This window comes from Desulfosporosinus lacus DSM 15449 (assembly GCF_900129935.1).
In the GTDB taxonomy this organism is placed as follows: domain Bacteria; phylum Bacillota; class Desulfitobacteriia; order Desulfitobacteriales; family Desulfitobacteriaceae; genus Desulfosporosinus; species Desulfosporosinus lacus.
In genome coordinates, this window is the sequence record NZ_FQXJ01000020.1 from 1 (window position 1) to 26,028 (window position 26,028).

Annotated in this window: 27 protein-coding genes and 1 riboswitch; of the genes, 25 read left to right on the top strand and 2 right to left on the bottom strand. The window is 42.7% G+C overall.

Annotation, left to right across the window (positions count from 1 at the left end; genetic code table 11):
* From infB to dapA, 19 genes are all read left to right on the top strand, one after another.
* Nucleotides 1–2,037, top strand: a 2,037-nt coding sequence (infB, locus tag BUB11_RS20990; protein WP_073031985.1) for a translation initiation factor IF-2, incomplete at its 5' end; no start/stop codon positions are given.
* 28 nt (nt 2,038–2,065) lie between these two features.
* On the top strand, nt 2,066–2,440 hold the full coding sequence (gene rbfA, locus BUB11_RS20995) for a 30S ribosome-binding factor RbfA (RefSeq protein ID WP_073031987.1): 375 nt from the start codon (nt 2,066–2,068) through the stop codon (nt 2,438–2,440).
* On the top strand, nt 2,433–3,416 hold the full coding sequence (locus BUB11_RS21000; protein WP_073031989.1) for a DHH family phosphoesterase: 984 nt from the start codon (nt 2,433–2,435) through the stop codon (nt 3,414–3,416). Before rbfA ends, BUB11_RS21000 begins: the two co-directional genes overlap by 8 nt.
* Nucleotides 3,400–4,284: a tRNA pseudouridine(55) synthase TruB gene (gene truB / locus BUB11_RS21005; protein WP_073031991.1), complete on the top strand. Its 885-nt coding sequence runs from the start codon at nt 3,400–3,402 to the stop codon at nt 4,282–4,284. The genes BUB11_RS21000 and truB overlap by 17 nt, the downstream gene beginning before the upstream one ends.
* Nucleotides 4,285–4,332: 48 nt before the next feature.
* A complete protein-coding gene (locus BUB11_RS21010) occupies nt 4,333–5,307 on the top strand; it encodes a bifunctional riboflavin kinase/FAD synthetase (RefSeq protein ID WP_073031992.1) in 975 nt (324 codons plus the stop codon).
* A gap of 110 nt (nt 5,308–5,417) precedes the next feature.
* Nucleotides 5,418–5,684: a 30S ribosomal protein S15 gene (gene rpsO, locus BUB11_RS21015; protein WP_007786194.1), complete on the top strand. Its 267-nt coding sequence runs from the start codon at nt 5,418–5,420 to the stop codon at nt 5,682–5,684.
* Nucleotides 5,685–6,060: 376 nt separating this feature from the next.
* Nucleotides 6,061–8,208 (top strand): polyribonucleotide nucleotidyltransferase, encoded by a 2,148-nt coding sequence (locus BUB11_RS21020; RefSeq protein ID WP_073031994.1) that lies wholly within the window; start codon nt 6,061–6,063, stop codon nt 8,206–8,208.
* Nucleotides 8,209–8,288: 80 nt separating this feature from the next.
* Nucleotides 8,289–9,044 (top strand): polysaccharide deacetylase family protein, encoded by a 756-nt coding sequence (locus BUB11_RS21025; RefSeq protein WP_073031996.1) that lies wholly within the window; start codon nt 8,289–8,291, stop codon nt 9,042–9,044.
* 24 nt (nt 9,045–9,068) lie between these two features.
* Nucleotides 9,069–10,226, top strand: a complete 1,158-nt coding sequence (locus tag BUB11_RS21030; protein WP_073031998.1) for a D-alanyl-D-alanine carboxypeptidase family protein — start codon at nt 9,069–9,071, stop codon at nt 10,224–10,226.
* A 24-nt stretch (nt 10,227–10,250) separates the two neighbouring features.
* Complete coding sequence (locus tag BUB11_RS21035) at nt 10,251–11,519, top strand: M16 family metallopeptidase (RefSeq protein WP_073032100.1); 1,269 nt, start codon at nt 10,251–10,253, stop codon at nt 11,517–11,519.
* Nucleotides 11,520–11,628: 109 nt separating this feature from the next.
* On the top strand, nt 11,629–12,081 hold the full coding sequence (gene dut / locus BUB11_RS21040; RefSeq protein WP_073032000.1) for a dUTP diphosphatase: 453 nt from the start codon (nt 11,629–11,631) through the stop codon (nt 12,079–12,081).
* Between the two features lie 139 nt (nt 12,082–12,220).
* Nucleotides 12,221–12,529 carry a hypothetical protein gene (locus tag BUB11_RS21045; protein ID WP_073032002.1) on the top strand — a complete coding sequence of 103 codons (309 nt, stop codon included), beginning with the start codon at nt 12,221–12,223 and terminating at the stop codon, nt 12,527–12,529.
* Between the two features lie 14 nt (nt 12,530–12,543).
* Nucleotides 12,544–12,813: a YlmC/YmxH family sporulation protein gene (locus tag BUB11_RS21050; protein WP_073032004.1), complete on the top strand. Its 270-nt coding sequence runs from the start codon at nt 12,544–12,546 to the stop codon at nt 12,811–12,813.
* Nucleotides 12,814–12,925: 112 nt separating this feature from the next.
* Nucleotides 12,926–13,729 (top strand): 4-hydroxy-tetrahydrodipicolinate reductase, encoded by an 804-nt coding sequence (gene dapB, locus BUB11_RS21055; protein WP_073032006.1) that lies wholly within the window; start codon nt 12,926–12,928, stop codon nt 13,727–13,729.
* An 82-nt stretch (nt 13,730–13,811) separates the two neighbouring features.
* On the top strand, nt 13,812–14,729 hold the full coding sequence (dpsA, locus tag BUB11_RS21060) for a dipicolinate synthase subunit DpsA (protein ID WP_073032008.1): 918 nt from the start codon (nt 13,812–13,814) through the stop codon (nt 14,727–14,729).
* A 3-nt stretch (nt 14,730–14,732) separates the two neighbouring features.
* Nucleotides 14,733–15,326 (top strand): dipicolinate synthase subunit B, encoded by a 594-nt coding sequence (locus BUB11_RS21065; RefSeq protein WP_073032010.1) that lies wholly within the window; start codon nt 14,733–14,735, stop codon nt 15,324–15,326.
* Nucleotides 15,327–15,414: 88 nt separating this feature from the next.
* Nucleotides 15,415–16,404, top strand: coding sequence for an aspartate-semialdehyde dehydrogenase (locus tag BUB11_RS21070; RefSeq protein ID WP_073032012.1), 990 nt, complete (start codon nt 15,415–15,417; stop codon nt 16,402–16,404).
* A 119-nt stretch (nt 16,405–16,523) separates the two neighbouring features.
* Entirely contained in the window at nt 16,524–17,750 is a 1,227-nt protein-coding gene (dapG, locus tag BUB11_RS21075; RefSeq protein ID WP_073032013.1) for an aspartate kinase, read from the top strand.
* A gap of 36 nt (nt 17,751–17,786) precedes the next feature.
* Entirely contained in the window at nt 17,787–18,743 is a 957-nt protein-coding gene (gene dapA, locus BUB11_RS21080; protein ID WP_073032015.1) for a 4-hydroxy-tetrahydrodipicolinate synthase, read from the top strand.
* 115 nt (nt 18,744–18,858) lie between these two features.
* On the opposite strand, the gene BUB11_RS21085 is transcribed toward dapA, so the two are convergent.
* Both BUB11_RS21085 and BUB11_RS21090 read right to left on the bottom strand, forming a co-directional pair.
* A complete protein-coding gene (locus BUB11_RS21085) occupies nt 18,859–19,377 on the bottom strand; it encodes a DUF6125 family protein (protein WP_073032017.1) in 519 nt (172 codons plus the stop codon).
* Nucleotides 19,378–19,554: 177 nt separating this feature from the next.
* A complete protein-coding gene (locus BUB11_RS21090; RefSeq protein WP_073032019.1) occupies nt 19,555–19,692 on the bottom strand; it encodes a DUF1540 domain-containing protein in 138 nt (45 codons plus the stop codon).
* A gap of 502 nt (nt 19,693–20,194) precedes the next feature.
* Here BUB11_RS21090 and BUB11_RS21095 point away from each other — a divergent pair.
* The 6 genes from BUB11_RS21095 (at nt 20,195) to BUB11_RS21120 (ending at nt 25,929) form a co-directional block, all read left to right on the top strand.
* Nucleotides 20,195–21,859 carry a ribonuclease J gene (locus tag BUB11_RS21095; RefSeq protein ID WP_073032021.1) on the top strand — a complete coding sequence of 555 codons (1,665 nt, stop codon included), beginning with the start codon at nt 20,195–20,197 and terminating at the stop codon, nt 21,857–21,859.
* Nucleotides 21,860–21,918: 59 nt separating this feature from the next.
* Nucleotides 21,919–22,103, top strand: a riboswitch (cobalamin riboswitch).
* A 355-nt stretch (nt 22,104–22,458) separates the two neighbouring features.
* The gene (locus BUB11_RS21100; protein WP_073032023.1) at nt 22,459–23,244 is read left to right on the top strand and encodes an energy-coupling factor ABC transporter permease; all 786 of its coding nucleotides are present in this window, start codon (nt 22,459–22,461) and stop codon (nt 23,242–23,244) included.
* Complete coding sequence (locus BUB11_RS21105; RefSeq protein WP_073032024.1) at nt 23,241–23,537, top strand: energy-coupling factor ABC transporter substrate-binding protein; 297 nt, start codon at nt 23,241–23,243, stop codon at nt 23,535–23,537. The genes BUB11_RS21100 and BUB11_RS21105 overlap by 4 nt, the downstream gene beginning before the upstream one ends.
* Entirely contained in the window at nt 23,534–24,304 is a 771-nt protein-coding gene (gene cbiQ, locus BUB11_RS21110; protein ID WP_073032026.1) for a cobalt ECF transporter T component CbiQ, read from the top strand. Before BUB11_RS21105 ends, cbiQ begins: the two co-directional genes overlap by 4 nt.
* 5 nt (nt 24,305–24,309) lie before the next feature.
* Nucleotides 24,310–25,164, top strand: a complete 855-nt coding sequence (locus tag BUB11_RS21115; protein ID WP_073032028.1) for an energy-coupling factor ABC transporter ATP-binding protein — start codon at nt 24,310–24,312, stop codon at nt 25,162–25,164.
* 27 nt (nt 25,165–25,191) lie between these two features.
* Nucleotides 25,192–25,929, top strand: coding sequence for a precorrin-6A/cobalt-precorrin-6A reductase (locus BUB11_RS21120; protein ID WP_073032030.1), 738 nt, complete (start codon nt 25,192–25,194; stop codon nt 25,927–25,929).
* Nucleotides 25,930–26,028 lie beyond the last annotated feature (99 nt).

The window sequence follows — 26,028 nt, forward strand, 5'->3', positions numbered from 1 at the left end:
GGTCCGCGACCAGGATATCAGGGTCAACCGCAAGGTGCCCGTCCAGGATATCAAGGTCAATCGCAAGGTAATCGTCCAGGAATGGCTCCACGTGCTGGTGGAGGTGCCCCGCCGTCACCAATCATCGTAGAGCAAGCCAAAAGACAGATGCCTGCAAATAAGAAGGCTCAGGATAAGGCTTATGAACGGAAACGTGAAGTAGAAAAAGAAAGAGAAAATGCCATCCGGTCACCACATAGACGCTTTCAAAAACATCCCAAAAAAGAAGTTAGGGATACGACTCCAAAGCATATTGTGATACAAGGATCAATATCTGTCCAAGATTTAGCCTCTAAAATGAGCCGTAAGGCTGGTGAACTGATTAAACAGCTTATGACTCTGGGAGTTATGGCTACAATTAATCAAGAGTTGGACATTGAAACAGCCACCATTCTGGCAGGTGAAATGGGTGTTACGGTTGAGGTTAAAGCCGAGAAATCAATGGCTGTTATTGAAGAGATCCAAGATGATCCAAAAGACCTCGTTTTCCGTCCACCTGTAGTTACAGTAATGGGACATGTCGACCACGGAAAAACTTCCCTTCTTGATGCTATTCGAACGACACATGTAACGGCTTCGGAGGCGGGAGGGATTACTCAACACATCGGGGCTTATCAAGTTGAAATTAATGGTCAAAAGATTACCTTCTTGGATACACCTGGGCATGAAGCTTTTACTTCTATGCGTGCTCGAGGTGCTCAAGTAACTGATATCGCTATTTTGGTAGTAGCGGCTGATGATGGAATCATGCCACAAACCATTGAGGCTATTAATCATGCTAAAGCAGCTGACGTGCCTATCATTGTAGCTATTAATAAGATAGATAAAGAAAATGCAGTTCCTGAAAAGGTAAAACAGGAACTGACCGAGTACGGTCTTGTCGTTGAAGAATGGGGCGGAGATACGATTGCCGTTCCTGTATCGGCAAAGAGTCATCTAAACATCGAACAACTTCTCGAGATGATTTTATTAGTCGCTGAAGTTCGTGATTTCAAAGCAAACCCCAATCGTTCGGCTGCTGGCACAGTCATCGAAGCCGAATTAGATAAGGGTAAAGGACCTGTCGCTACTGTTCTTATTTCCAAGGGTACGCTTAACATTGGAGATGTGGCTGTTGCCGGCTGTGCCTATGGTCGAATTAAGGCTATGTTGGATGAAAAAGGCCGACGTGTTAAAAAGGCCGGTCCATCCATGCCCGTGGAAGTGCATGGTCTGTCCGAGGTGCCTGAAGCAGGGGAACCTTTCTATGTTGTAGCAGATGAAAAATTGGCTCGTCAAATAACTTCGGCACGTATTGCTGTACGAAAAGTAGCAGAGTCCAAGCAAAGCGTAGCTGTTAAAGTGAGTTTAGAAGACCTTTTTGATAAGATAAAAGAGGGCGAGATCAAAGACCTAAACATTATTATTAAGGCAGATGTACAAGGTTCAGTCGAAGCCTTAAAGCAGTCCTTACTTCGTCTTTCGACGAGTGAGGTACGCGTCAATCCAATTCATGGCGGGGTTGGTGCAATTAATAAAAATGACATTATGCTCGCGTCAGCTTCAAATGCAATTATTTTGGGCTTTAATGTCCGACCAGATGCCAACGCGAAGGCGACGGCTGAACTGGATAGCGTAGATGTGAGACTTTACCGAGTCATCTATGATGCCATTGAGGATGTTAAAGCTGCTATGACTGGCTTGCTGGATCCTTCCTTCAAAGAGGTTGTCGTAGGCAAGGCTGAAGTGCGTATGGTCTTTAAAGTCCCTAAAGCGGGAACGGTCGCTGGTTGTATGGTGACAGAAGGAAAAATCATACGTGCTGCGAAAGTGCGCGTTATTCGGGATAGTATAGTAATCCATGAAGGCGTTATGGAATCTCTTAAGCGCTTTAAAGATGATGCAAAAGAAGTTGCTGAGGGTTACGAATGCGGAATTGGCATAGAAAAGTATAATGATGTCAAAGAGGGAGACACTATTGAGGCATTTGTTATGGAAGAAGTAAAGCGGACATTATAGCAGTAAATCAGCCCTGGAGGTATTAGGTATGTCAAAACATCGACCCAATCGGTTAGCGGAAACACTTAAAGAGGAAATCTCTCAACTTATTCGAGTGGAGTTAAAGGATCCTCGTATTGGATTTGTTACTCTCACAAGTGTGGATGTTGCAGATGATTTATCACACGCAAAAGTGTATATAAGTGTTTTGGGCACTGAGGATGAAGGAAATGCATCATTGGATGCCTTGAATCGCGCGGCAGGGTATGTTCGATCTGAAATTGGAAAACGGGTAAGACTCAGACATGTCCCATCAATCGTTTTCAAATATGATCCTTCCATTCAACATGGTGCACACATTGCAAAATTACTAAAAGATGTTGGGGTATCCGATGAAACGGGTAAGGAAGAATCCCATGAATGAAAACACCCTTGTCCAAGAGTTCCTTGAAGTCCTGAGAAAAGCGCCAAAGGTGGCGCTTTTCTCCCATGTATCTCCGGATGGCGACTGTTTAGGATCAATGTTGGCCATCGGTTTGGCATTGGAAAAAATGGGCAAAGAGGTATTGTTTTATAACCCGAATCTGGTGCCAAGCAACTTAATGTTTTTGCCGGGTTCATCCCGTATAAGTCAGCAACTTCCTGATCCTCAACCAGAGACTCTTGTATTTGTGGACTGTACAGATCTGGGACGAGTTAACCTTTTGACGTCAGATATCTCTAAAGTAAGTACAATACTTAACTTGGATCATCACATCTCGAATCAACACTTTGGACACATCAACTGGGTTGATGCCCAAGCAAGTGCTGTTGGAGAGCTTGCCTTGACTCTCATTAACCTTTTAGGTGCAGAGATAGACAGTGATATTGCTACAAATCTCTATACAGCCATTGTGACGGATTCAGGGTGTTTTCAGTATGGTAATACTACAGCTCAGACTCATCGTTTGACTGCAGAACTATTGGATCTAGGTATAGATTTGGTTAGTATTCACCACAACATTTTTGATCAAAAGCCACTTTCCCAAATCAAGCTGCTTCAATATGCTTTAAATGGATTGGAAATCCACGCCGAGGGTCAGTTGGCCCTTATGACTTTAACCTTAGAGGATTTTCAAAAGAGCGGCGCAGAACAAGAATTAAGTGAGGGTTTGGTTAATCATGCACGCAGTATTGTGGGTGTTGAGGCAGCTGTGTTACTTAAAGAGGCAGGACCATTAGAAATTAAGGCGGGTTTGCGTTCGAATCTCTGGTTGAATGTTAACGAGATTGCAACTAAGTTTGGCGGAGGAGGACACAATCGAGCTGCGGGTTGTACCTTCAGAGTTCCAATAGAGGATGCGAAGCAAAGCATAGTTAGTACGATTGGGGAGGCGTTAAGGATTGGAAGGAATTATTAACGTCCTCAAATCGCCTGGAATGACTTCTTCGGATGTTGTTGTCTGGATAAGAAAAATTCTAAAGATAAAAAAAGTTGGACATACAGGAACTCTTGATCCAGGGGTTGCTGGTGTGTTACCGATCTGTGTGGGCAAGGGAACCCGTTTAGCAGAGTACATAACAGAGCAAGGGAAGGCATATATTGCCGAAGTGACGTTTGGCGTTACGACAGATACTCAGGATTCATATGGTAAAGTAATCCGCGAGACCTCCCCAATGCTCAACCGAAGTGAATTAGAACGAATTTTGCCCAATTTTACAGGTAAGATATCCCAAGTTCCTCCCATGTATTCCGCAGTTCGTAAAGAAGGTAAACATCTCTATGAATATGCTCGAAAAGGGATACCGATCGAGATAAATCCACGTGAAGTGTCTATTTATAAATTGAACCTTGAAGAATGGTTTGAGGGACAGTTTCCAAAAGCTATCTTGGACATTGAGTGTTCAAAAGGGACCTACATAAGGACAATTTGTCATGATCTTGGACAAACATTAGGCTGTGGTGCACATATGTCCTACTTAGTACGAGTTCGTTCCGGGCCGTTTAAGATCCAAGAAAGTTGGACGCTTGAAGAGATCGAAGAGGCTGTATGTGACGGTAATTTTTCCTTTATACTGCCGTTAACTGCTGGAATTGATCTGCCTAAGGTTTCCTTATCCGGATTACGTTCAAATGCTTTCAGGAATGGGTTGCCAACTAAAAGAGAACAAGTTAAGATTTTAGATGATAAAAAAGAGCCTTACGTACAAGTTATGGAGAGTGAAGAATTAATCGGAATAGGGGTCTGGCGTGAGGAAGTTCTTTACCCACATAAAGTTTTCAAATGACTAGTCAGAAAGTCGCTGACTAGTTCTGATATTTAGGAGGTCAAATCGGTGCAAGTTCGAACAAGTCTGCCTATGGAAAGAGAACCTTGTGTCTTAGCGCTAGGTAATTTTGATGGGGTACATCTGGGACATCGTCGATTGCTTGAGCATGGGCTTGAACAAGCCGTGCGTTTAGGAGTGGGGCTTGATGTTTTGATCTTTGAGCCTCATCCGCTAAAAGTATTATTTCCCGAAAGGGGAGTAAAACTACTGTCCACGACTCAAGAGCGATTGCTTTATATGGAGGAGATTGGGGTTCGTACAGTCTACCATCTGCCCTTTACCATGGAGATGGCGAATACTTCTCCAGAACAGTTTGTTGAGAAGATTCTTTTACCTCTTGGGGTAATTCATGTTGTAGTTGGTTTTAATTATTCATTTGGTGCTCAAGGTAAAGGTAATTCCGAGTTGATTCAAGCATTGGGGCAAAAGCATGGCTTTGGAGTGAGTGTGCTTCAGGCTCAGACTTTGGGTGGCCGTGTGATCTCTTCCAGCAGTATTCGTAAAGCATTACAACTAGGGGATATTCAATTGGCAAGCTCTCTGCTTGGACACCTTCCTTGCCTGCGTGGGACAGTTATACATGGGGAAGAGCGCGGACGGATGCTTGGTTACCCTACAGCCAATATTTTAACTTCAGACGATTTTTTGATTCCGAAGCGAGGGGTTTACGCAGTCTGGAGTACTATTGATGAAAAACGCGTATTAGGGATGATGAACATCGGAATGAAACCAACCTTTCATGAAGTGTATGATACTGTGGTAGAGGTCCATTTCTTTGATTTTGAAGGTGATTTGTATGGCAAGGAAATCACAGTGTGTATTGAAGAACGTTTGCGAGACGAACGAAAATTTAATGGGGTTAACGAGCTTCTGACTCAGTTAGAAAGAGATTGCTCAAATGCTAAAGGGGTATTAGATAAAATCCAAGATCGCCAAGACAGCAATAAAGCCCTATTGCAGACTAACTTTACAAATCAATAATTAACATGTATACTACTTTAGAAACTATTAGGACCCACTGACTCGGCCAAACGAAGTCTCCAACGTTAACCTGGGCAGTCGGGAATCATAAAAATTGGAGGAATTTTATCATGATGACACCTGAGAGAAAGCAAGAGATTATTTTAAAGCACGCACAACACGAAGGGGATACCGGTTCTCCGGAAGTGCAAATTGCGCTTCTCACTGAGCGAATTACGTATTTAACAGAACACTTTAAGACGCATAAGAAAGACCACCATTCCCGTCGTGGACTTTTGAAAATGGTTGGTTCTAGGCGTGCGTTATTAACTTATCTGAAGAACGTTGATTTTGATCGTTATCGTAATATTATTGGTGTACTTGGCTTGCGGAAATAATCTAGCTTAAAGGAGAAAGAAGCGGATCACATAGATCCGCTTCTTTCTCCTTTAAAAGACACTGAGCGAAGTTGAGGTCTAAGGGTGAGTTCTCAACTCATGATTTTAAATTAAACTATGTTAGGGACCCTTAAATATTCTACATAAATATTTGATCGGTAAGAGAAACCTAAGGAGTAAGGTTTCTTATAGGGGGATTAAGTGCCTTTCTATGGCTGTAATGGCTAGAAATGATAGTAAAAAGATGGTTTTTATACAGTATAAGAGATATTATTGCTAACTTAGTTTTATTTCTGCAAATTGCAGGAAATAATAACAATATGTCGAAGAGAAAACAAGTTAAAAAGGATTTGAATAGATTTAAGGAGGTTCCATTGTGAAACAGGAAATACTAGAAAGGTCACTCTCGGTAGGTGGAAGAACTATGACTTTCCAAACCGGGAAACTTGGTAAGCAAGCGGGAGGTGCAATATTTCTCCGCTATGGAGATACTGTGGTGACTGCATTTGCTACATGCAGTACTGTGGCTCGAGAGGGCATTGATTTCTTTCCCTTGACTGTTGAGTTTGAAGAACGCATGTATGCTGCAGGCAAAATTCCAGGCGGATTTATTAAACGTGAAGGAAGAGCGAGTGAGAAGGCTACCCTGTCAGCACGTTTGATTGACCGTCCTATCCGCCCGTTGTTTCCGCAAGGATTTCGCAATGAAGTTCAAGTGGTTGCAGCAGTAATGTCAGTTGATCAAGACTGTGCAACAGATATTACCGCAATCAATGCTGCTTCTGCAGCGTTAAGCATATCCAACATTCCCTTTGAAGGTCCTATTGCGGCAGTTACGGTAGGACTTGTAGAAGATGAATACATCATTAATCCTACTATTGAACAAGGAGCAAAAAGTGAAATGCTTCTTACAGTAGCAGGAACGCAGGATGCAGTTATGATGGTAGAAGCCAGTGCTCATGAAGTGCCAGAGGATAAGATCCTAGAAGCTATTATGTTTGGACATGAAGAAATCAAGAAAATAACCAAGTTTATTGAAGACTATCGTGAGGAAGCTTTTAAGATGGGCTTAGCAAAAGATAAACTTGAATTAAAGATTGCAGGAAATCCGGCTAATCTTGTAGAAGCGGTTAATGCCTATGCTTACGACAGGTTAGATAAGGCTGTCCGCGTGGAAGAGAAAAAAGCTCGGGAGAGTGCAATTGACGAAGTTAAAGCTGAAACTTTGGCTCATTTCGAAGCTGAGTTCCCAGATGATTCAAGAGTCATTAAAAATGTTTTAGAGGACATTGTCCATCAGATTGTCCGCAAATTGATCACCCACGAGCAGATTAGACCGGATGGTCGGGCAGTTGATGAAGTTCGTCCAATAAGTGTCGAAGTAGGGATCTTACCTCGTACACATGGGACGGGCCTCTTTACACGCGGGCAGACTCAGGTTTTAACAGTAGCGACTTTGGGTGCTGCAAGAGATGAACAGATTTTAGACGGTTTGGGTTTAGAAAGATCGAAACGTTATATACATCACTATAATTTCCCTCCATACAGTGTTGGAGAGACAAGGCCTATGCGTGGGCCGGGACGAAGAGAAATAGGGCATGGTGCTTTAGCAGAACGTGCCTTAATCCCGGTTTTACCAAATGAGGACGAGTTTCCCTATACGATTCGCTTGGTTTCTGAGGTCTTGGAATCCAATGGATCCAGTTCGATGGCTTCCGTATGCGGCAGCACACTCTCTCTAATGGATGCAGGCGTTCCTATTTTATCGCCAGTAGCAGGGATTGCCATGGGTCTTATTAAGGAAGAAGATCAAATTGCCATTCTTACAGATATTCAGGGTATGGAAGATCACTTTGGGGATATGGATTTTAAAGTGGCTGGAACCAGCAAAGGGGTAACCGCTTTGCAAATGGATATTAAAATCATGGGTGTATCCAGAGAGATTCTCTTAAAAGCTCTAACCCAAGCTAAAGCCGGCCGTCTTTTCATTCTAGATAAGATGTTAGCTGTCATGGACAAGCCTCGACCGCAACTTTCTTCCTATGCACCAAGAATTATCACCGCCACAATTCATCCGGATAAGATTCGTGATGTTATCGGACCTGGAGGAAAAACGATTAAGAAGATTGTAGAGGAAACTGATGTCAAAATTGATATCGAGGATGACGGACGTGTCTTCATATCTTCAGTTGGTGGCGACGGCGGAGAGAAGGCCTTGAAAATTATTCAAGCCCTGACTCAGGAAGTAGAAGTTGGTAAGATCTATCAAGGTAAGGTAACAAGAGTTATGGATTTTGGCGCTTTTGTTGAAGTCATTCCAGGGGTTTTGGGACTTACTGGTAAGGAAGGCCTAGTTCATATTTCTCAACTGGCTCACGAACGTGTAGAAAAAGTAGAAGATATTGTTAAAGTTGGGGATGAGATTACAGTTAAAGCAACTGCTATCGACAAGCAAGGCAGGTTAAATCTATCTCGCAAAGAGGCAATGCCCCGTAAGGAGAATCCAACGATTCCTAAATCTTAACGACTTTAACCAAATAATCAACAAATGATCAGTCTGTGAGTCCTCCTATCCGCATAAATTTTAAGGAAGGGGGGACGCATATGTTCATTAACTTAAAAATCTCGCGACGAATACTCTCGTTTGGCGGGATTTTCTTTCTGTTACTCGCCGGAATTATGGCAGGGCGTTGGATTACAACATCCAATACGCCTGTCTCTAAACCAATTGAGCAGATCAAGACGGATCAGAAAATCATGGCTTTAACGATTAATGTGGATTGGGGCGAAGAATATATCCCAGCGATGTTGGATGAATTGGAGAATGGCAAAGCAGATGTAACTTTTTTTGTTACAGGACGTTGGGCTAAGAAAAATCCAGAATTACTGCAACAAATCCATATCAGAGGCCACCAGATCGAAAATCACGGGTATTCTCATCCCCATCCAGATCTGCTGTCCGTGGGGACTAATCGAGAGGAAATCAAAAAAACTGAGAGTATTATCGAAGGAATTATAGGGAAAAAGACACATTTGTATGCCCCTCCTTATGGTGAGAAGGGTATGCCAGGACTTCGAGCTGCCCATGAGCTAGGTTATCAGACTATTCTATGGACATTAGATACGGTTGACTGGAGACCAGAAAGCACGCCGGAAATCATTGCCAAACGAATTATTAATCCAGCGATACGGTTCGGAATTAAGCCAAATAAGTCTGGAGCCATAGTATTAATGCATCCTAAAGCAAATACAGTCAAAGCCTTGCCTGTGATTCTTAAACAACTAACTTTAGAGGGTTATATTTTCCAAACTCTTGATGAGCTAATAACATATGACCAGAGCGGAGATACTACCTCATGATAAATGAAAAGTCGAGGTGGTTGAATGATCAGGCTAAAGTGGACGCAGGCTTGGGACTGCGTTATTCTTTGTGTTATAGTCATAAGCTTGTTATTGGTGAATCCCGTATATGGTGTCCCAGTTGAGAAACTCGAAAATAAACCTGTGGATGCAAAGGGTCCCTCAGGGGTTACCGCAGATGCTGCTGTGCTGATGGATGTGGCAACAGGGGATATTCTCTTTAGTAAACAGGCGCATAAACGTCGTCCTCCCGCAAGTACCACCAAAATCATGACCGCAATTTTAGGGTTCGAGTTAGGTCGGCCCGATGAAGTTGTTACGGTCAGTGAAAAAGCGGCGGCTGTAGGAGAATCAACCATATATCTTGACCCGGGGGAAAAGATTACACTCTATGAACTTATAACGGGGGCATTGGTCCGTTCCGGCAATGATGCTTGCGTTGCAATAGCAGAGCATATCGCCGGAAGTGAAGAACAGTTTGTCAAATTTATGAATCGTAAGGCCTTAGCTCTTGGTGCTCAAGATACAAATTTCGTAAATACTAATGGCTTACCCCGCAAGGAGCATTATTCTACAGCCTATGACCTTGCTGTAATGGCACGATATGGTTTGCAAATTCCTCAATTCCAATCAATTACCCGGCAAAAGGAAACGGAAATTCATTTTATTGAACCGGACGTTTTTATGGATGTAAGAAATACGAATAAATTGCTCTGGAACTATCCCTATGCTGATGGTATAAAAACAGGGACGACGACCGCTGCTGGCAAATGCCTTGTGGCTTCTGCCACGAAGGAAGGACGTCAATTGTTAGTTGTCGTTCTCAATGCACCCGATCGATTCGGAGATGCTAAGAAACTCTTAGAGTGGGGCTTTCAAAACACTGAGACTGTTCGATTGGCAGATGTTGGACAGGTTATTGGAGAGTTTCCTCATATTACAAAGACGGTCCAAGTCTTAACGACTGATCCGCTCGATGTTAGCATTCCGAAGGCTGACCGCGAGAAGCTGTTAACCTGTATCGAGTGGGAGAAAGCAACGAATCTTCCTATTCGTGCCGGAGAACGGGTAGGTCGTTTCGAAGTTTGGCTGGGAGAAAAAAGGCTGAATAGCGTTCATCTGATAAGTGAAAATGAAGTCGCAGAAAAATCGTTCCTTAAAACGATAATTCCTTATCATTGAAGGAAGTACGAGGGAGTGAATTTATTGTATAAAAAGACGTTGTTGCCTAATGGAGTCAGGATTATTACAGAAGAAATTGACCATGTTCGTTCGGCTGCTTTAGGAATATGGGTAGGGGCAGGATCTCGAGATGAACGTGAAGGGTTTGAGGGTATTTCCCACTTTATTGAGCATATGTTTTTTAAAGGAACCGAGCATCGAAGTGCTCGTGCTTTAGCAGAATCACTTGAAGCGGTTGGCGGGCAGTTGAATGCCTTTACAACCAAAGAATACACTTGTTATTACGCTAAAGTACTTGATGAGGACCTCGATCTTGCGATTGATGTTTTAAGTGATATGTTTTTCAGTTCGCTTTTTGATGAAAAGGAAATCGAAAAAGAAAAGAATGTTGTAATTGAAGAGATTAAAATGTACGAAGATTCTCCGGATGAGTTAATCCACGATGTCTTTTCAGAGTGTGTTTGGAATGATCATCCTCTGGGGAAACCGATATTAGGCACAGAAGAGAGTATAAGGTCTCTAAGCAGAGAAAGAATTATGCAGTTTCTTACTGAACATTATGCTCCTGATAATGTGGTGATTTCTGTCGCTGGTAAAATAAAACATGAGGATGTTGTAGCTAAGCTTTCTCCTCATTTTGGCACATTTAACCGAGGCGGGCGAAGAGTACTCGAAGAGACGCCCAAAGGTTTGACGATAGAACATTATCAGAAGAAAGATACAGAACAAATGCATATCCTCTTGGGAGTGCCTGGACTGGGTCAAGATGATGAAGATATCTACGCTATGCACATATTTAATAATATTTTAGGCGGAGGATTAAGTTCTCGTTTGTTTCAGGAGATACGGGAACAGCGGGGATTGGCTTACTCTGTTTATTCTTATCACTCAACTTACGTTGATACCGGGTTATTTGCGGTCTATGCGGGAACAAGCCCGAAAAATACTCAGGAAGTCATCGCCTGTATTCTGGAAGAATTGATGGAGATGAAGAAAAAGGGGATCAGTGTCGAAGAATTGGTGAGAACAAAAGCTCAAATTAAAGGTGGGTTATATCTCGGATTGGAAGCGGTTAGCAGTCGAATGAGCCGCTTAGGGAAGACGGAATTAACCTATAATCGCGTACTTTCACCGGAGGAAGTGGTAGAGAAACTCGAGAAGGTAACTCAAGAGGATGTTTTACGTGTGATTGGGCGTCTCTGGCAAAAGGAGAATATAAGTATTATGACCCTGGGCCCAGCCGGGCATGATGTGGTTATGCCCGACATGTTGAAGCAAACAGGATGGGAGTAGTCCCGGTTCGTGGTTCGAATATCTGTACTAGGGCTGAAGTTCAATATTCGTAATTTAAAGTGGAATAACGAACCACGAACATCGAATATCGTTTTGGGGGAATCTTTCAGTGTCTAACTCTATAAACGTAAAAATAAAAAAAGTGAGTAAAAATTCTTTAGCTCTGCCAAGATATGCAACCGTGGCTTCAGCTGGAGTTGACCTGTGTGCCGATTTGAAAGACACCCTGACCTTAAGTCCAGGAGAGAATGTTAAGATTCCTACAGGTCTGGCTATTGAACTTCCAGGACCGCATGTTGTTGCACTTGTCTTTGCACGTAGCGGTTTGGCCAGTCGTTACGGAATAGGCTTAACAAACGGTGTTGGAGTGATTGATTCAGATTATCGTGGGGAAATTCAAGTATTGATGCATAATTTGGGTGACCAGCCAATTACGGTCAATTCAGGAGACAGAATAGCTCAAATGATATTTATGCCTATTTTTAGGGCAGTCTTTGAAGAAGTCACAGAACTTGAAGAAACTGCCAGAGGAACGGGCGGTTTTGGTTCGACAGGTGTGTAAAGAAATGCATGGCTAGCGCCAAGCTTAGTAACTAAAAAAATAGCGTGCGTTGCAAACTTCCTTAGGAATCTAAAAACCTTCTGTTTTTTGTTCTAAGGAAGTTTGTCTATTCATACACTCCCCATGAGGGGGAGTGAAAATGCAAGCCCTTGGGGCAATATTTCTAGCAATCGGTATTGTTGTTTCAGTACGTGAACGAAAATATAAAATGATGTGGCGATCATCTGAGCCGTCATCTAACATGCTTGCTTCGGCCTTAAGTCAATTAGTTGGGACCGCCGGGGGGATTTATCTGTCATTGGAACTTTTATTTTCCTTCTTGAAGATACCGGAAGATTGGTGGAGCAACAACTCAATATACTTTGTAGAGCCACTTGCAGTAATTTCTCTATTACTGGCTATAATACAACCATTTGTTCTAAAAGCTTGGATAAAATTGAGAAAATAAGGGAGAGGATAAAGATGCTTTTAAGTGATCTCGCTGGGAAAGAAATCATTAATCTCTATGACGGAGGAAAACTGGGACTAGTGGGAGATGCAGATCTTGAGATTTCCATTAATGGATCCGTTGAAGCAATCATTCTTACTTCCCGAGGAGGTTTTTCAGGTTTTTGGGGCTCCAAAGGAGATCGAGAGCGTGAACAGCTTGTGATACCTTGGCAAACGGTTAAAAAAGTCGGGTCTGAGGTCATTATCGTGGATTTACAGAACAGATCGGAAAGAATTCGCTGAAAATTCAATTTGACAGAGGACCTGATACCCAATAAAATGAATGGAAAAGCTTTAACCCCGCATTGCGTTTTTGCAACGGGGCTTTTACCTTATCATCGCAGGAGGGGTTTCGTTGAAGAAAATTCGTGTTTACGTGGCTGGAGCAAGTGGGAAGATGGGTCAAGAAGTGATCCGTACGATTTTGAAAGAAGATGATCTCCTTTTAGTAGGGGCTTCAGATACGCGACATCAAGGAATGGATGTTGGGTTTGTTGTTGGTGCTCCGAGGGTTGGTATCGATATTACAGGGCCATTGGAGATCGGGAATTTGCGTTCTTCGCGAGCCGATGTCTTAGTTGATTTCACGAATCCCCAATCAGTTTTAAAAAATTCGAAAACAGCTATAATGGCTGGAGTGGTTCCGATTATAGGAACCACCGGGTTAGATGAAGCTGAGATAGGTGAAATTCGTACACTCGTAGAAAAAGAAAAAACAGGTGCGTTTTTGGCGCCGAATTTCTCTATTGGGGCAATTTTGATGATGCGTTTTGCTAGGGAATCTGCAAAATATTTCCCTAATGTTGATATCATTGAAATGCACCATGATCAAAAACTAGATGCTCCATCGGGTACAGCCTTAAAAACAGCGGAAGGAATTTTGGAAGTCCGTGAACCTATGATCCAAGGACACCCGAATGAATACGAAAAAATCCAAGGAGCCAGAGGTGCCGACATTGCTGGAATTCATATTCACTCTGTACGTTTGCCAGGTTTGATTGCTCACCAAGAAGTTATATTCGGGGGATTAGGTCAGGCACTGACCATTAGGCATGATGCATTTTCCAGAGAAACCTATATGCCTGGGGTTATGCTGAGTATACGTAAATCTTCTGAGCTGACAGAACTGGTAATAGGGCTCGATAATTTCCTTGATTAATGATTTTCGGCGTAACCGCAGCCTGCATACCCTCATATAATGGATAGTAGTCATAGGACACTGTCTCAAAGGGGGCATAAAAATGAGTGCGGGTTTGAAGGGAATTCGTTTTGCAGTAGTTGGAGGAGATGATCGGGAACTCTATTTAATTTCCGAACTACAAAAACAGGGGGCCTACATAGTCGGTGTCGGATTCGAAAAGGCTTCTCCCATTTCGGGAATGACTCTTGCGCCATCTCTGGAAGAAGCGGTTGGCCAAGTGGATGTGTTGCTTTTTCCAATCTTCGGCACGGATGAACGTGGGGCGGTCAAAGCTAAATACGCAGATTCACCCATTGTCTTAAACAAGAAGGTACTTGAATCTATTCCGAAGCATGTACCATTGGTCATTGGTTTTGCACGACCAGATCTGAAGGCAAGCGCAGTTGAATTAGGAATTCAATTAGTAGAAACTGCCAGCCTAAATGAACTTGCTATCCTTAACTCCATACCTTCGGCAGAAGGTGCTATTCAAATGGCGATGCAGGCCACGACGATTACAATTCATGGCAGCAATAGTTTCGTCATTGGCTTAGGTCGGTGTGGTTGGACTTTAGCTCGCATGTTGCAAGGAATTGGAGCCCATGTAACGGGTGTTGCTCGAAAGCCTTCCGATTTAGCACGTGCTACCGAGATGGGAGTTCATGCGGTACATTTCGCAGATATTGAAGATGAGATTGGTCACGCTGAAATCATCTTTAACACAGTACCTCATCCGGTTTTAAATCGCATGATGTTAGAAAAGGTCGATCGAGAAGCGGTAATCGTGGACTTGGCATCTGCTCCTGGAGGCACAGATTTCGAATATGCTCAGAATCAAGGTATAAAAGCATTCTTAGCTCCCGGCCTCCCCGGCATCGTAGCGCCTAAAACAGCCGGACGAATTCTTGCTCATATTTACCCGCAACTTATTCTTCGTCACTTGACCACAGTGAACACTACTCGTAAAGTGGAGGTGTAAGGGATGAAGTTTGATGGGTTGAGAATTGGTTTTGCTATAACAGGATCACACTGTACAATACATGAGGTTACCCAGGTAATGAAGCGATTGGTTGATGAGGGTGCAGAGGTGACACCGATTATCTCTTATTCTGTTGATAGTATGAACACACGATTTGGCAAAGCAGAGGATTGGAAGCATCAATTTCAAGAGATTACTCATAAGGAGCTGATTTATACTATTCCTGATGCGGAGCCGATTGGACCCAAGAAGATGTTCGATTGCGTAGTTATTGCTCCATGTACAGGAAATACTCTGGCAAAACTTGCTAACGGAATTATTGACAGCCCTGTGCTCATGGCGGCAAAATCCCATCTTCGAAATCAAAGACCTTTAGTTTTAGCAATTTCCAGTAATGACGGATTGGGATTAAATGCCCGTAATATTGGAACCTTACTCATTACAAAAAATATATACTTGGTGCCGTTTGGTCAAGATAATCCAGAAGTCAAGGCAAATTCTTTAGTGGCACATATGGATAAAATTCCGGATACCATTCTCATGGCTTGTGCCGGAAAGCAAATTCAACCAGTATTAGTGGATTATTTAGTAAAGTGATCATCGTCTGGCAAGATAAGGTGCCTTGCGTGCAGTAAGGCACCCCCCACTGGTCAATTCCAGATAAAAGTAAGGAGGAACATAATTAATGTCAAATTTAGCAATTGTTGGAGCCACAGGTGCAGTAGGACAAGAGTTCCTTAAAATTCTTGCCGAGCGTAAGTTTCCAGTTGATGAACTGAGGTTGTTAGCCTCAAAACGTTCTGCTGGTAAACGTATTGCATGGCAGGGTCAAGAACTAGAGGTTCAGGAGACAACCCACGATAGTTTTAAGGGGATAGATATTGCGCTCTTTGCAGGTGGATCAGCAAGTACTGAATATGCCCGATCTGCGGTTGACAGTGGGGCTGTGGTCATTGATAACAGCAGTGCTTTTAGACTTGACCCGGAAGTGCCCCTTGTAGTGCCAGAAGTTAATCCGGAAGATGTAAAATGGCATAAGGGGATAATTGCCAATCCTAATTGTTCGACAATTATTATGGTAGTAGCACTTAAGCCGATTTATGATTTAGCTGGAATCCGTCGCGTGGTAGTATCTACTTATCAAGCCGTTTCAGGTGCCGGGCGAGAAGGTATTGAAGAATTAGGTGCACAGGTGAAAGCTTGGTCTCAAGGGGAAGAACTTATTTCCAGTGTTTTCCCTCATCAGATTGCCTTTAACCTTGTCCCGCGCATTGATGTATTTCAAGAGGGCGACTATACCAAAGAAGAGTGGAAGATGGTTAAAGAGACCCAGAAGATCTTCCACGTACCTAGTATGGCCATTACCGCGACAACTGTTCGTGTACCTGTTTTTCGGAGTCACTCAGAATCTATTAATGTTGAGACAGAAAGGCTGGTGAGTGTTTCAGAAATTCGGGAGGCCTTAAGCAAAGCTCCCGGTGTCGTAGTAATAGACGACCCTAGTAAGGATCACTATCCAATGCCATGGTTTAGCTCTGACAAAGACGAAGTCTATGTTGGACGTTTGCGTAAAGACTACTCCATCGATCAGGGATTTAATATGTGGGTGGTAGGAGATCAAATTCGCAAAGGTGCGGCCACAAACGCTGTTCAAATCGCAGAGCTATTACTTTAATCGAGGATCGCAGTTGGAGATTTAGTGTTCTAAAGTTCTATTGGTTAAAGATATAGTTTGGAGTTCGCAGTTCGAACCACGAACCACGAACATCGAACCACGAGAAGGGGGGATAGGAATTGAATATCCTAGTACAGAAATTTGGCGGTACCTCCCTTGCTACAGAAGAGCGAAGGACTCAGGTGGCTTCTATAGTTACAGAAGCAGTTCAGGATGGGTATTCTCCAGTTGTGGTGGTATCGGCTATTGGACGATCCGGGGACCCCTATGCAACGGATACGTTTCTGAATATGGTTAAAGGAATACATCCTGATTTACCCAAACGCGAGTTAGATTTACTGATGAGTTGTGGAGAAGTCATTTCAGGGACTGTCTTGGTAAGCACTTTAAATAGCCTGGGGTTGAGAGCGGTCCTCTTGACAGGAGGGCAGGCAGGAATTATTACTAATAATGATTTTGGCGATGCCCGGATTGTGCGAGTGGAGCCGGCTGAGATACTAAAGCAATTGGCAGAAGGATATGTTGTAGTTGTGACCGGATTTCAAGGAGTTACAGAAGGGGGTCAGGTTACAACTCTTGGTCGAGGAGGAAGTGATACTACAGCTTCAGCACTCGGGGTTGCCCTTGCTGCTGAATTTATCGATATCTATACAGATGTTGATGGGATCATGACTGCTGATCCTAGAATTGTTGAAAATGCTCGTATTTTAGATATTGTTACTTATAATGAAATATGTCAGATGGCTTATCAAGGAGCAAAAGTTATTCATCCACGCGCTGTGGAAATTGCGATGCAACGAAATATTCCGCTGAGGATAAAATCAACTTTTTCTAAAGCCCCAGGGACATTGGTAACCAATATGCATCCCAATCGGGAAGTCGGAACGGATATTACCACTGACCGCATCATTGCGGGAATCGCCCATACACCTAATGTCACTCAACTTCGGATATTAACCGCAGATGCTTCAAACAAACATCTTACAGATAAGCGGATTTTTAAAGCAATGGCACTTGCTGATATAAGTGTAGATTTTATAAGTGTGCAACCAGAAGCAGTGTTATATACTGTTTCAGATGAGGTTGCGACAAAAGCAATCCGAATGTTACAGGATATGGACTTTGAACCAGAGGTTTTACCTAGTTGTGCAAAGGTATCCATAGTTGGGGCTGGAATTGCAGGCGTCCCAGGTGTTATGGCAGATATGGTCGAAGCACTCTCGGACGCTGGTGTGACTATCCTGCAATCGGCTGATTCACATACAACAATTTGGGTGCTGGTTCATCAGGGGGACATGGTGACTGCAGTACAAGCGTTGCACAAGAAGTTTGAGCTAGACATATAGTATGTAAAATGGATGTGGGAAGAAAGGATGAGAAAGATGTATTTTGGTAGAATCTTGACTGCCATGGTAACTCCCATGAACGAAGCGCTGGAAGTGGATTATCAAGAAGCCGTACGCCTGGCTCAGTATTTGACAGACCACGGATCAGATGGGGTTGTTGTGTGTGGTACCACAGGAGAATCTCCGACTGTAACCGATCAAGAAAAAATTGAGCTCTTTAAGGCGATTAAAGGGGCTTTGGGAACGAAGGCAACGGTGATTGCAGGGATTGGATCAAATTCCACAAATTCCAGTGTTTCATTGGCCCGCATGGCGGAGACAACGGGTGTAGACGGTTTAATGGCAGTTGTACCCTACTATAATAAACCTTCCCAAGAGGGAATGTTTCAGCACTTTAAGGCAATAGCAGAGGCGTCATCATTACCTTTAATGCTTTATAATGTACCTGGCAGAACGTCAGCTAATTTAATGCCAGAAACAGTCAAGAGATTGTCTGAAATTCCTAACATAGTTTCTTTAAAAGAAGCAGCAGGCTCCTTGGATCAGGTCAGTGAGCTAAAAAGACTGTTGCCGGCTGAATTTGAGGTATACAGCGGAGATGACTCAATGACCTTGCCAATGCTGGCCTTAGGATGCAGCGGAATAATCAGCGTTGCAGCCCATGTCATTGGAGACGAAATGAAAGCCATGGTAGATGCGTGGTTCGCAGGGGATACAGCTCAAGCAACAAAATGGCATCTTGAACTGTTTCCTATATTTAAGGGGATATTTGTAACATCAAACCCTGTCCCGATTAAAGCACTTATGAATATGATTGGTATCAAAGCCGGTAGAGTTCGCTTGCCTTTAGTTGAGGCAACGAGTGAGGAAATAGGCTTTTTACAAGATCTTATGAAAACTATAAAAAAGTCAACGTCTAAGAATAGAATTCAGGCACAAGTAATATCAGAATTAAAAGTTGCTTCCGAAAAACCTGGACACCCAATCGTCTAGGAGATTTAAACAAGCAAAACACGAAGCAACCGAAGAATATGCTCTGCGCTTTATATATTCTATAAAGAAAATGAACCTCTGCTTACGTCTAAGCAGAGGTTCACTTTCTTTATAGCTATTCATCGCCAAGAGTAAACTTCCAACCGCAATAGAATTCTTCAGGGTGAGGGTCTGGCGGGCATGCTATGCAAATCGTCTTAATTCGCGAGTCAATTGTAGAAGCAAATAACGAATACTCGACTTCTCCCACCGGCTTACAAGGATGGTCAGGCATATTCTTTTGTTTTCGTTTGGATTGAACACGGCAATCCTTCATTTGGAAAATAAGGGTATGATCGTCAGGCCTGAAACATTCTTGTACATTGATAAAGGCATAAAGTCGAAACTTTAGAGCTCTTTCCAATGCGTCAAGCCCTCCATCTTTAGGTAACCCAAGGAACTTCATAATTCGTTTAGCCTCTAAGACAGTAAACGTTCGCCAAGCCTTAATATCTAGTTCGACTGCTTCATCAATCCCTCGCATTTGCTCGATAGCTTGGAACCAAAGCCCATCATGTGCTAACCAGCGTACTGCAAAATCTTCTAAAAGGGCTAATGCTTGCTCCCGGGTAAGATCGTCTTTAGAGTTTAACATCTTTAACCTCCTTTTTTGTAAATAATCCACAAAATATTTATAATATTTTTTATTTTAAAATAGTATTCTCTAGCACTATCTAAATTCCTGCCTGTTAAAAATAATATAAGTCACCACCCACTAAGGTGATGACTTATAGAAGAGATATAATAAGGGAATTAATAGATTGTAGAAGATTTATTTATCTCCGGGTTCGTAAAAAGCACATTCAGCTTCACGATCCATTAAGCTGGAGGTGACACTTAATGTTTCAAGTTGACAGTGGCCATCCTCGTTATGATGGCATTTGGTTGCGCTACAAACAACATTGGTCATGACTATTCCACCTTTCTAGTACTAGTCAGAAAGTACGACTTAAAGGTATAGTTCCCGAATTGTGGTATTTAATACATTATCTATGTCAGAAATACAGTGATCAACGTGCTTTAAGAGAAAATGAACTAACTTGCAAGCCTTCGTTTTTCGCGCTATAATGTAGTATCTTTATTGTGCGGCTAGTTTCATAGATGATTATCGAAGTACTGGCGAATACTGGGCGTCATTGTGTTCGTTATGTTATTTCGCGTCTTTTTGTTGCTTTATTTTGGGGCTTCGAAGAAACCACGGGGATCCCGTTAGCTTTTTAGGCACATGAGATATAAAGAAAACTTGGCTAGTGCCAAGCCGAAGGCGCAGGCGGTCGCCTAGTTGCCCTTATGCTTCAGAAAGTATATAACGTTAAGTTAATACTTTCTGGGTAGTATAAAGAAAACTTGGTTAGCGCCAAGCCGAAGGCAGTTGCCCTTATACTAGTACAAAAAATAGGAGGTGGATTTGATTGCCGAAAGATCATAAATTGCAAATTATTCCTTTGGGCGGACTAGGAGAAATTGGAAAGAATATGACAGTAATACGCTATGATAACCAGATGGTGCTTGTTGATGCTGGATTAGCGTTTCCGGATGAAGATATGCTGGGGATTGATATTGTAATACCAGACTACACATATTTGATTGAACACAAAGAAATGCTTCTAGGTATATTGCTAACCCATGGACATGAAGATCATATCGGTGCCTTGCCATATTTATTGAGAGATGTGGATGTGCCCGTTTTTGGAACGCGTTTGACTTTAGGGATCATACAGTCCAAGATGAAAGAGAATAACTTAAATAATATCCAGGCAACGGTTGTACAGCCTCGTGATGTTATCAAGCTCGGAGTTTTTCGCATTGAATTTATTCGTGTCAATCATAGTATACCGGATTCAGTTTCGATCGCTATCCATTCTCCTTTAGGAACAGTTGTTGTAACGGGAGACTTTAAACTAGATCACACCCCTGTTTCGGGTGAGATACTAGACATTCATAAATTCTCCGAACTGGGAGACAAAGGGGTTTTATGTTTACTGTCAGACAGTACCAATGTAGAAAGAGCTGGATTTACGCCCTCTGAAAGTCATGTTGGGGAAATGATTGATGAAGCGTTTCGTAATGCTAAGGATCGTGTCATTCTTGCCAGCTTTGCTTCCAACGTATACCGACTCCAACAAGCGATTACCTCAGCAGTTAATACTAATCGCAAAGTAGCGGTCGTGGGACGAAGTATGGTAAATATAGTAGGAATTGCTGAGGAACTGGGGTATTTAGATATTCCAGAGGGGACCCTTATGGATATCGATGAAATCATCGGACTGCCGGGAAATCAGGCTTGTATCTTAACGACTGGGAGCCAAGGTGAGCCGATGTCAGCGTTGACCCGCATGGCTAACCACGATCATCGGCATGTAGCGATTCAACCGGGAGACACTGTGATCATTTCTGCGAGCCCAATTCCAGGTAATGAGAAATCTGTAGCTAAGACAGTCGACCAATTGTTTAAATTGGGAGCGAATGTGATTTACGAATCTGCAGAAGGAATGCACGTATCGGGTCATGCAAGTCAGGAAGAACAAAAATTAATGCTCAGCATGGTTCGACCGCAATATTTTATGCCTGTTCACGGGGAGTATCGCATGTTGATCAAACATGCCCAGTTAGCAGAACAACTCGGTATTCCCAGAGAAAATATTTTTATCACTGAGAACGGTGGGGTTGTTGAATTCACGCGCCATGGGGCAGCTTTAGGCAGTAAGGTAATGGCTGGAAAAGTCTTGATAGACGGGTTAGGGATCGGAGACGTAGGCAACATCGTGTTACGAGATCGCAAACAACTCTCACAAGACGGTATTCTAATTGTCGTCATGACCATAAGCCGTTCAAGTGGAGCTATTGTATCGGGTCCGGATATTGTGACAAGAGGATTTGTTTATGTACGTGAGTCAGAGACCATGTTAGAAGAAGCTAAACAAAAGGTTAGACAGACGATGGCGCGTTGTCGAGAGAATCGAGTTACTGAATGGGCTGTCTTTAAAAACCAAATCCGAGATACTTTAAGCAAACACTTTTATGAAAAAACACGCCGCAGACCTGTTATTTTACCCATTATTCAAGAGGTTGAATAGTTATAAAGTTGAAAAAATTCTTACTTGACGGGGAAGAGTATTCGTGTTAAATTTATAAAAAGTAAATATTTCGAGCAAGTGATTTTTCTTTATAAGAAAAATTAAACAGGGAAGCCGGTGTGAATCCGGCGCGGTCCCGCCACTGTAAATGGGGAGTTTTTGCCATATCCACTGAGGAAACTTGGGAAGGAGGCAATAAACGATGAACCTAAGCCAGGAGACCTGACTGCTCGTATGCTTTAACTCACGATGGATGAGTGGCAGGAATTTTTGTTAATTCAGCCCTCCATATCATGGAGGGCTTTATATATTATTTTGTGTACATAATAGGTTTCCCGAGGGAAACTATCTGCAGGTATATGTCTTGTTCATGCGGGATTTGCTTTCAAAAATGCGAATGCGACTTGAAAGCAGAAGAGAACGCACCGTTCGAGATAACCAATACATTGCTGTCTTTCGGATTAGTGATGTAGGGTTATCTCTTTATTTTTTTTATGAGAGAGGGGGGATCCAGAAACAGTGAATAAAAGGTATCTCAGATAGTTGAGTTAACAAACATTAGGTTTCGCATTTAACATGTAAGAAGGAGTGATAAAGCTATGTTTCTTCGTAAAAGCAAACATATTGGGTTATTAATAACCTATGTTATGTCTATATACATCTTCTTTCCGGATGATGCTTATGCTATGCATATTATGGAAGGATTTCTACCTTTTAACTGGGCGGCTTTTTGGTGGATGGTCATGATTCCTTTTGTCATTGCCGGGGTGCGTTCCATCAAAAAAACAGTCACACTCCACCCTAATTTAAAAATGCTGCTAGGTATGGCGGGAGCATTTGCGTTTGTGCTGTCAGCTTTAAAAATCCCATCTGTTACCGGCAGCAGCTCACACCCTACAGGTGTGGGCTTAGGGACAATTTTGTTTGGACCCACAGCCATGACTGTTTTAAGTATGATTGTTTTAGTCTTCCAAGCTCTTTTACTAGCTCATGGAGGAATAACAACCTTAGGGGCAAATACTTTTTCTATGGGGATTGTTGGCCCTTTTGTCTCGTATGGTATCTACAAAGGTTTAAAGAAGTTGGGAGCTCCCCAATGGCTCTCTATCTTTATGGCGGCAACTTTAGGAAATTTGATGACCTACGTGACAACCTCTATTCAGTTGGGACTGGCGTTTCCGGCAGCGGCAGGCGGAGTAACTGCTGCCATACTTAAATTCTTGGGCATTTTTGCACTCACCCAGATCCCTTTAGCTATCAGCGAAGGTTTGCTTACGGTCATGGTATTTAATATTCTTTCCGCTTACAGTCAAAAAGAGTTACAGGTCTTAACTGCATTTACGGGCAAAAGGATATCTTCCATTAAGCGGGAGGTGAAAGCATGAAACTCTTTAACAAAAATATGATAATTCTTGCATTTGTTGCGCTATTGGCATTTGTCCCACTTTACATAGCCCGAGGCGCCGAGTTTGCTGGTGCTGATACTCAAGCCTCAGAAGCGATCAGCACACTCAATGCCAGTTACACACCTTGGTTTGAGTCATTTTGGGAACCGCCCAGCGGAGAGGTGGAGTCATTCTTGTTCGCCTTGCAGGCTGCTGTCGGGAGTGGATTCGTTTTTTATTATCTAGGGTACACGAAGGGCAGAAACAGTATTAATAAGAGGGATCAAGTGTGATTGCCGTTGATTCTTACGCCTATAACAATAATCTCAAAAGCGTACATCCAGCAGAAAAATCACTTTTTGCGATGTTTACAATGGGTGTATGCCTAGCATCTTCAACGATGATTACCCCTCTCATCGTTTTGGCCGTAATGGCCGGAGGAATTATTTTGAAAGCAGGTATTCCAACCCGAGTTTTAATTAAGCTCATGACTGTTCCACTGGCCTTTCTTTTAATCAGTATATTAACAATAGTGTTTTCAGTATCGATCAACTCTTCAGGTTTTTGGCTCGCACAAACCTATAAGGGCTTTACCATAGGAATACGCTACCCAGATCTAATGACAGCGGCAAACCTCTTTCTCAGGTCGTTAGGAGCTGTATCGTGTCTCTATTTTCTGGCCTTGACTACTCCGCTCACTGAACTGATTACAGTCCTCCATAAGTTAAAAGTACCATTCATAATTACAGAATTAATGGTGCTTATATATCGCTTTATCTTCGTTTTTATGGAAACCGCAACTGCGATTCGGCGTGCACAGTATTCTCGTTCAGGCTATATCTCCATGAATAGTTCTTTTCGTTCTATGAGCAGGCTCTTCTCTGCACTCTTAGGGAAGGTCTTTGTTAAATCGCAAGACCTTTACAATTCCATGGCTGCACGGTGTTACACGGGAGAGATTAAGGTGCTTACCAAGAAACGGCCCGTTAGCTTCAAAAATTATTTTATTATAGCTGTGATCGAGACCCCTTTAATTTTATTGAATTTGCTTTGGAGGTAATATAGTTGTCAGAGCTCATACTTGAAACAGTTGACCTAGAATATTCTTATCCAGATGGTACAAGTGCTTTGCGCAAAGTGAATTTACAAGTTCAAAAGGGAGAAAAGTTAGCTATTCTAGGATCAAACGGAGCCGGAAAGTCGACTTTGTTTATGCATTTTAATGGAATCTATCGCCCTGACTCGGGTTTTATTAAATATCAAGGACAAGGTATCTCTTATAAAAAGAAGGACTTAACTGATCTTCGCAAAAAGGTGGGAATTGTCTTTCAAGATCCGGACAGTCAGCTATTTTCCGCTAGTGTATGGCAAGATATCTCGTTTGGCCCGCTTAATCTCGGACTTTCAGAGGAAGTTGTAACACAAAGAGTTAAACAAGCCTTGTTAGATACTGAAACCACAGACATAGAAGATAAACCCACTCACTTGTTAAGTTATGGTCAGAAAAAGCGGGTTTCTATTGCGGGGGTATTGGCAATGGAGCCGGAAATTATTATTTTTGATGAGCCTACTGCTGGGATGGATCCTCGTCACGCTCAAGAGTTCATGCAACTTTTAGAAAAGTTAAGTGATGAAGGAAAGACAATTATTCTCTCGACTCATGATGTCGATTTAGCCTATAGCTGGTCAAATAGGTTAGCAATCATGTACCGTGGAGAAATTCTCGCGCACGGATTACCCGGTGAACTATTTTCTCGGACGGAGATCGTGAAACGCGCTGATTTGACCATTCCCTGGCTGATAGAGACACATAGTGAGTTGGTCAAAAAAGGATGGCTGCCTCCGTCTGCGTCTTTACCAAAATCAAAAGAAGATCTATTCCGGAACATTCCGGTTAAGAGCGGTCAGCAAAGTGCATAGAATGAGAGCTTCAATGGAGGTTAGCAAATGATATTGCTTTTGGGAGAAACAGCTGCGGCGCGTGAAATTAGTGAATGTCTTAATAGCAGAAGGCTTGAGCTAATACGAATGCAAACGTGGAGCGAAAAGATGTGTCTCCATTCGCCGACATTAATCATTGATGCCAGCCCACCTTCCAGCAGTGTAAAGTTTTCCCCTTTGCGCCAATGGTGTGAACCGCGAGGTATTCCTTATCTGCGTTTAGAAAGACCTGAGACAATTATTCCTGTTAGCCCGTTAATCTATCCAGTAGATAATTGGGAGGAAGCACTGCTCCAATTGGAGTGGCGCGTGGGTGCTTTGCATCAAGAGAAAGGACGTCCTGTAACGATTTTTGTCACGACGGGAAGTCACCAATTAGAAAGCATCGTACGAAGTCCGTTTGCCCGATTTGCCCGTATAGTTGTCCGGGTTCTGCCCGAGGGGCGTTTAGTACAGAAGTGTCAAGATATGGGCATTCCGCCAAGGAACATCGTTGCTATGCAAGGACAATTTTCTAGAGATGTAAATCGAGTATTCTTTAAATTTTACGGAGCTGATATTCTTTTGACTCGAGACAGCGGGTTTGCTGGTGGGACTGATACGAAAATCTCTGCTGCCTTGGAATTGGGTTTAGAGATTGTGTTTATCAAAAGAAACAATCTGAATTTAGGATTGACGGTGAACAGTGTTCATGAATTGCTTGATTGGGTAGACGCTAATGTTACTTTGCCAAAATGTACCTAAATTTATAAATATAATCACTAGAGACGAGGATGCCTGATCCTCGCCTCTTTTTTCGGCATATTAAAATGCTCTCCTAGAATAGAAACCTAAGGACGGGAG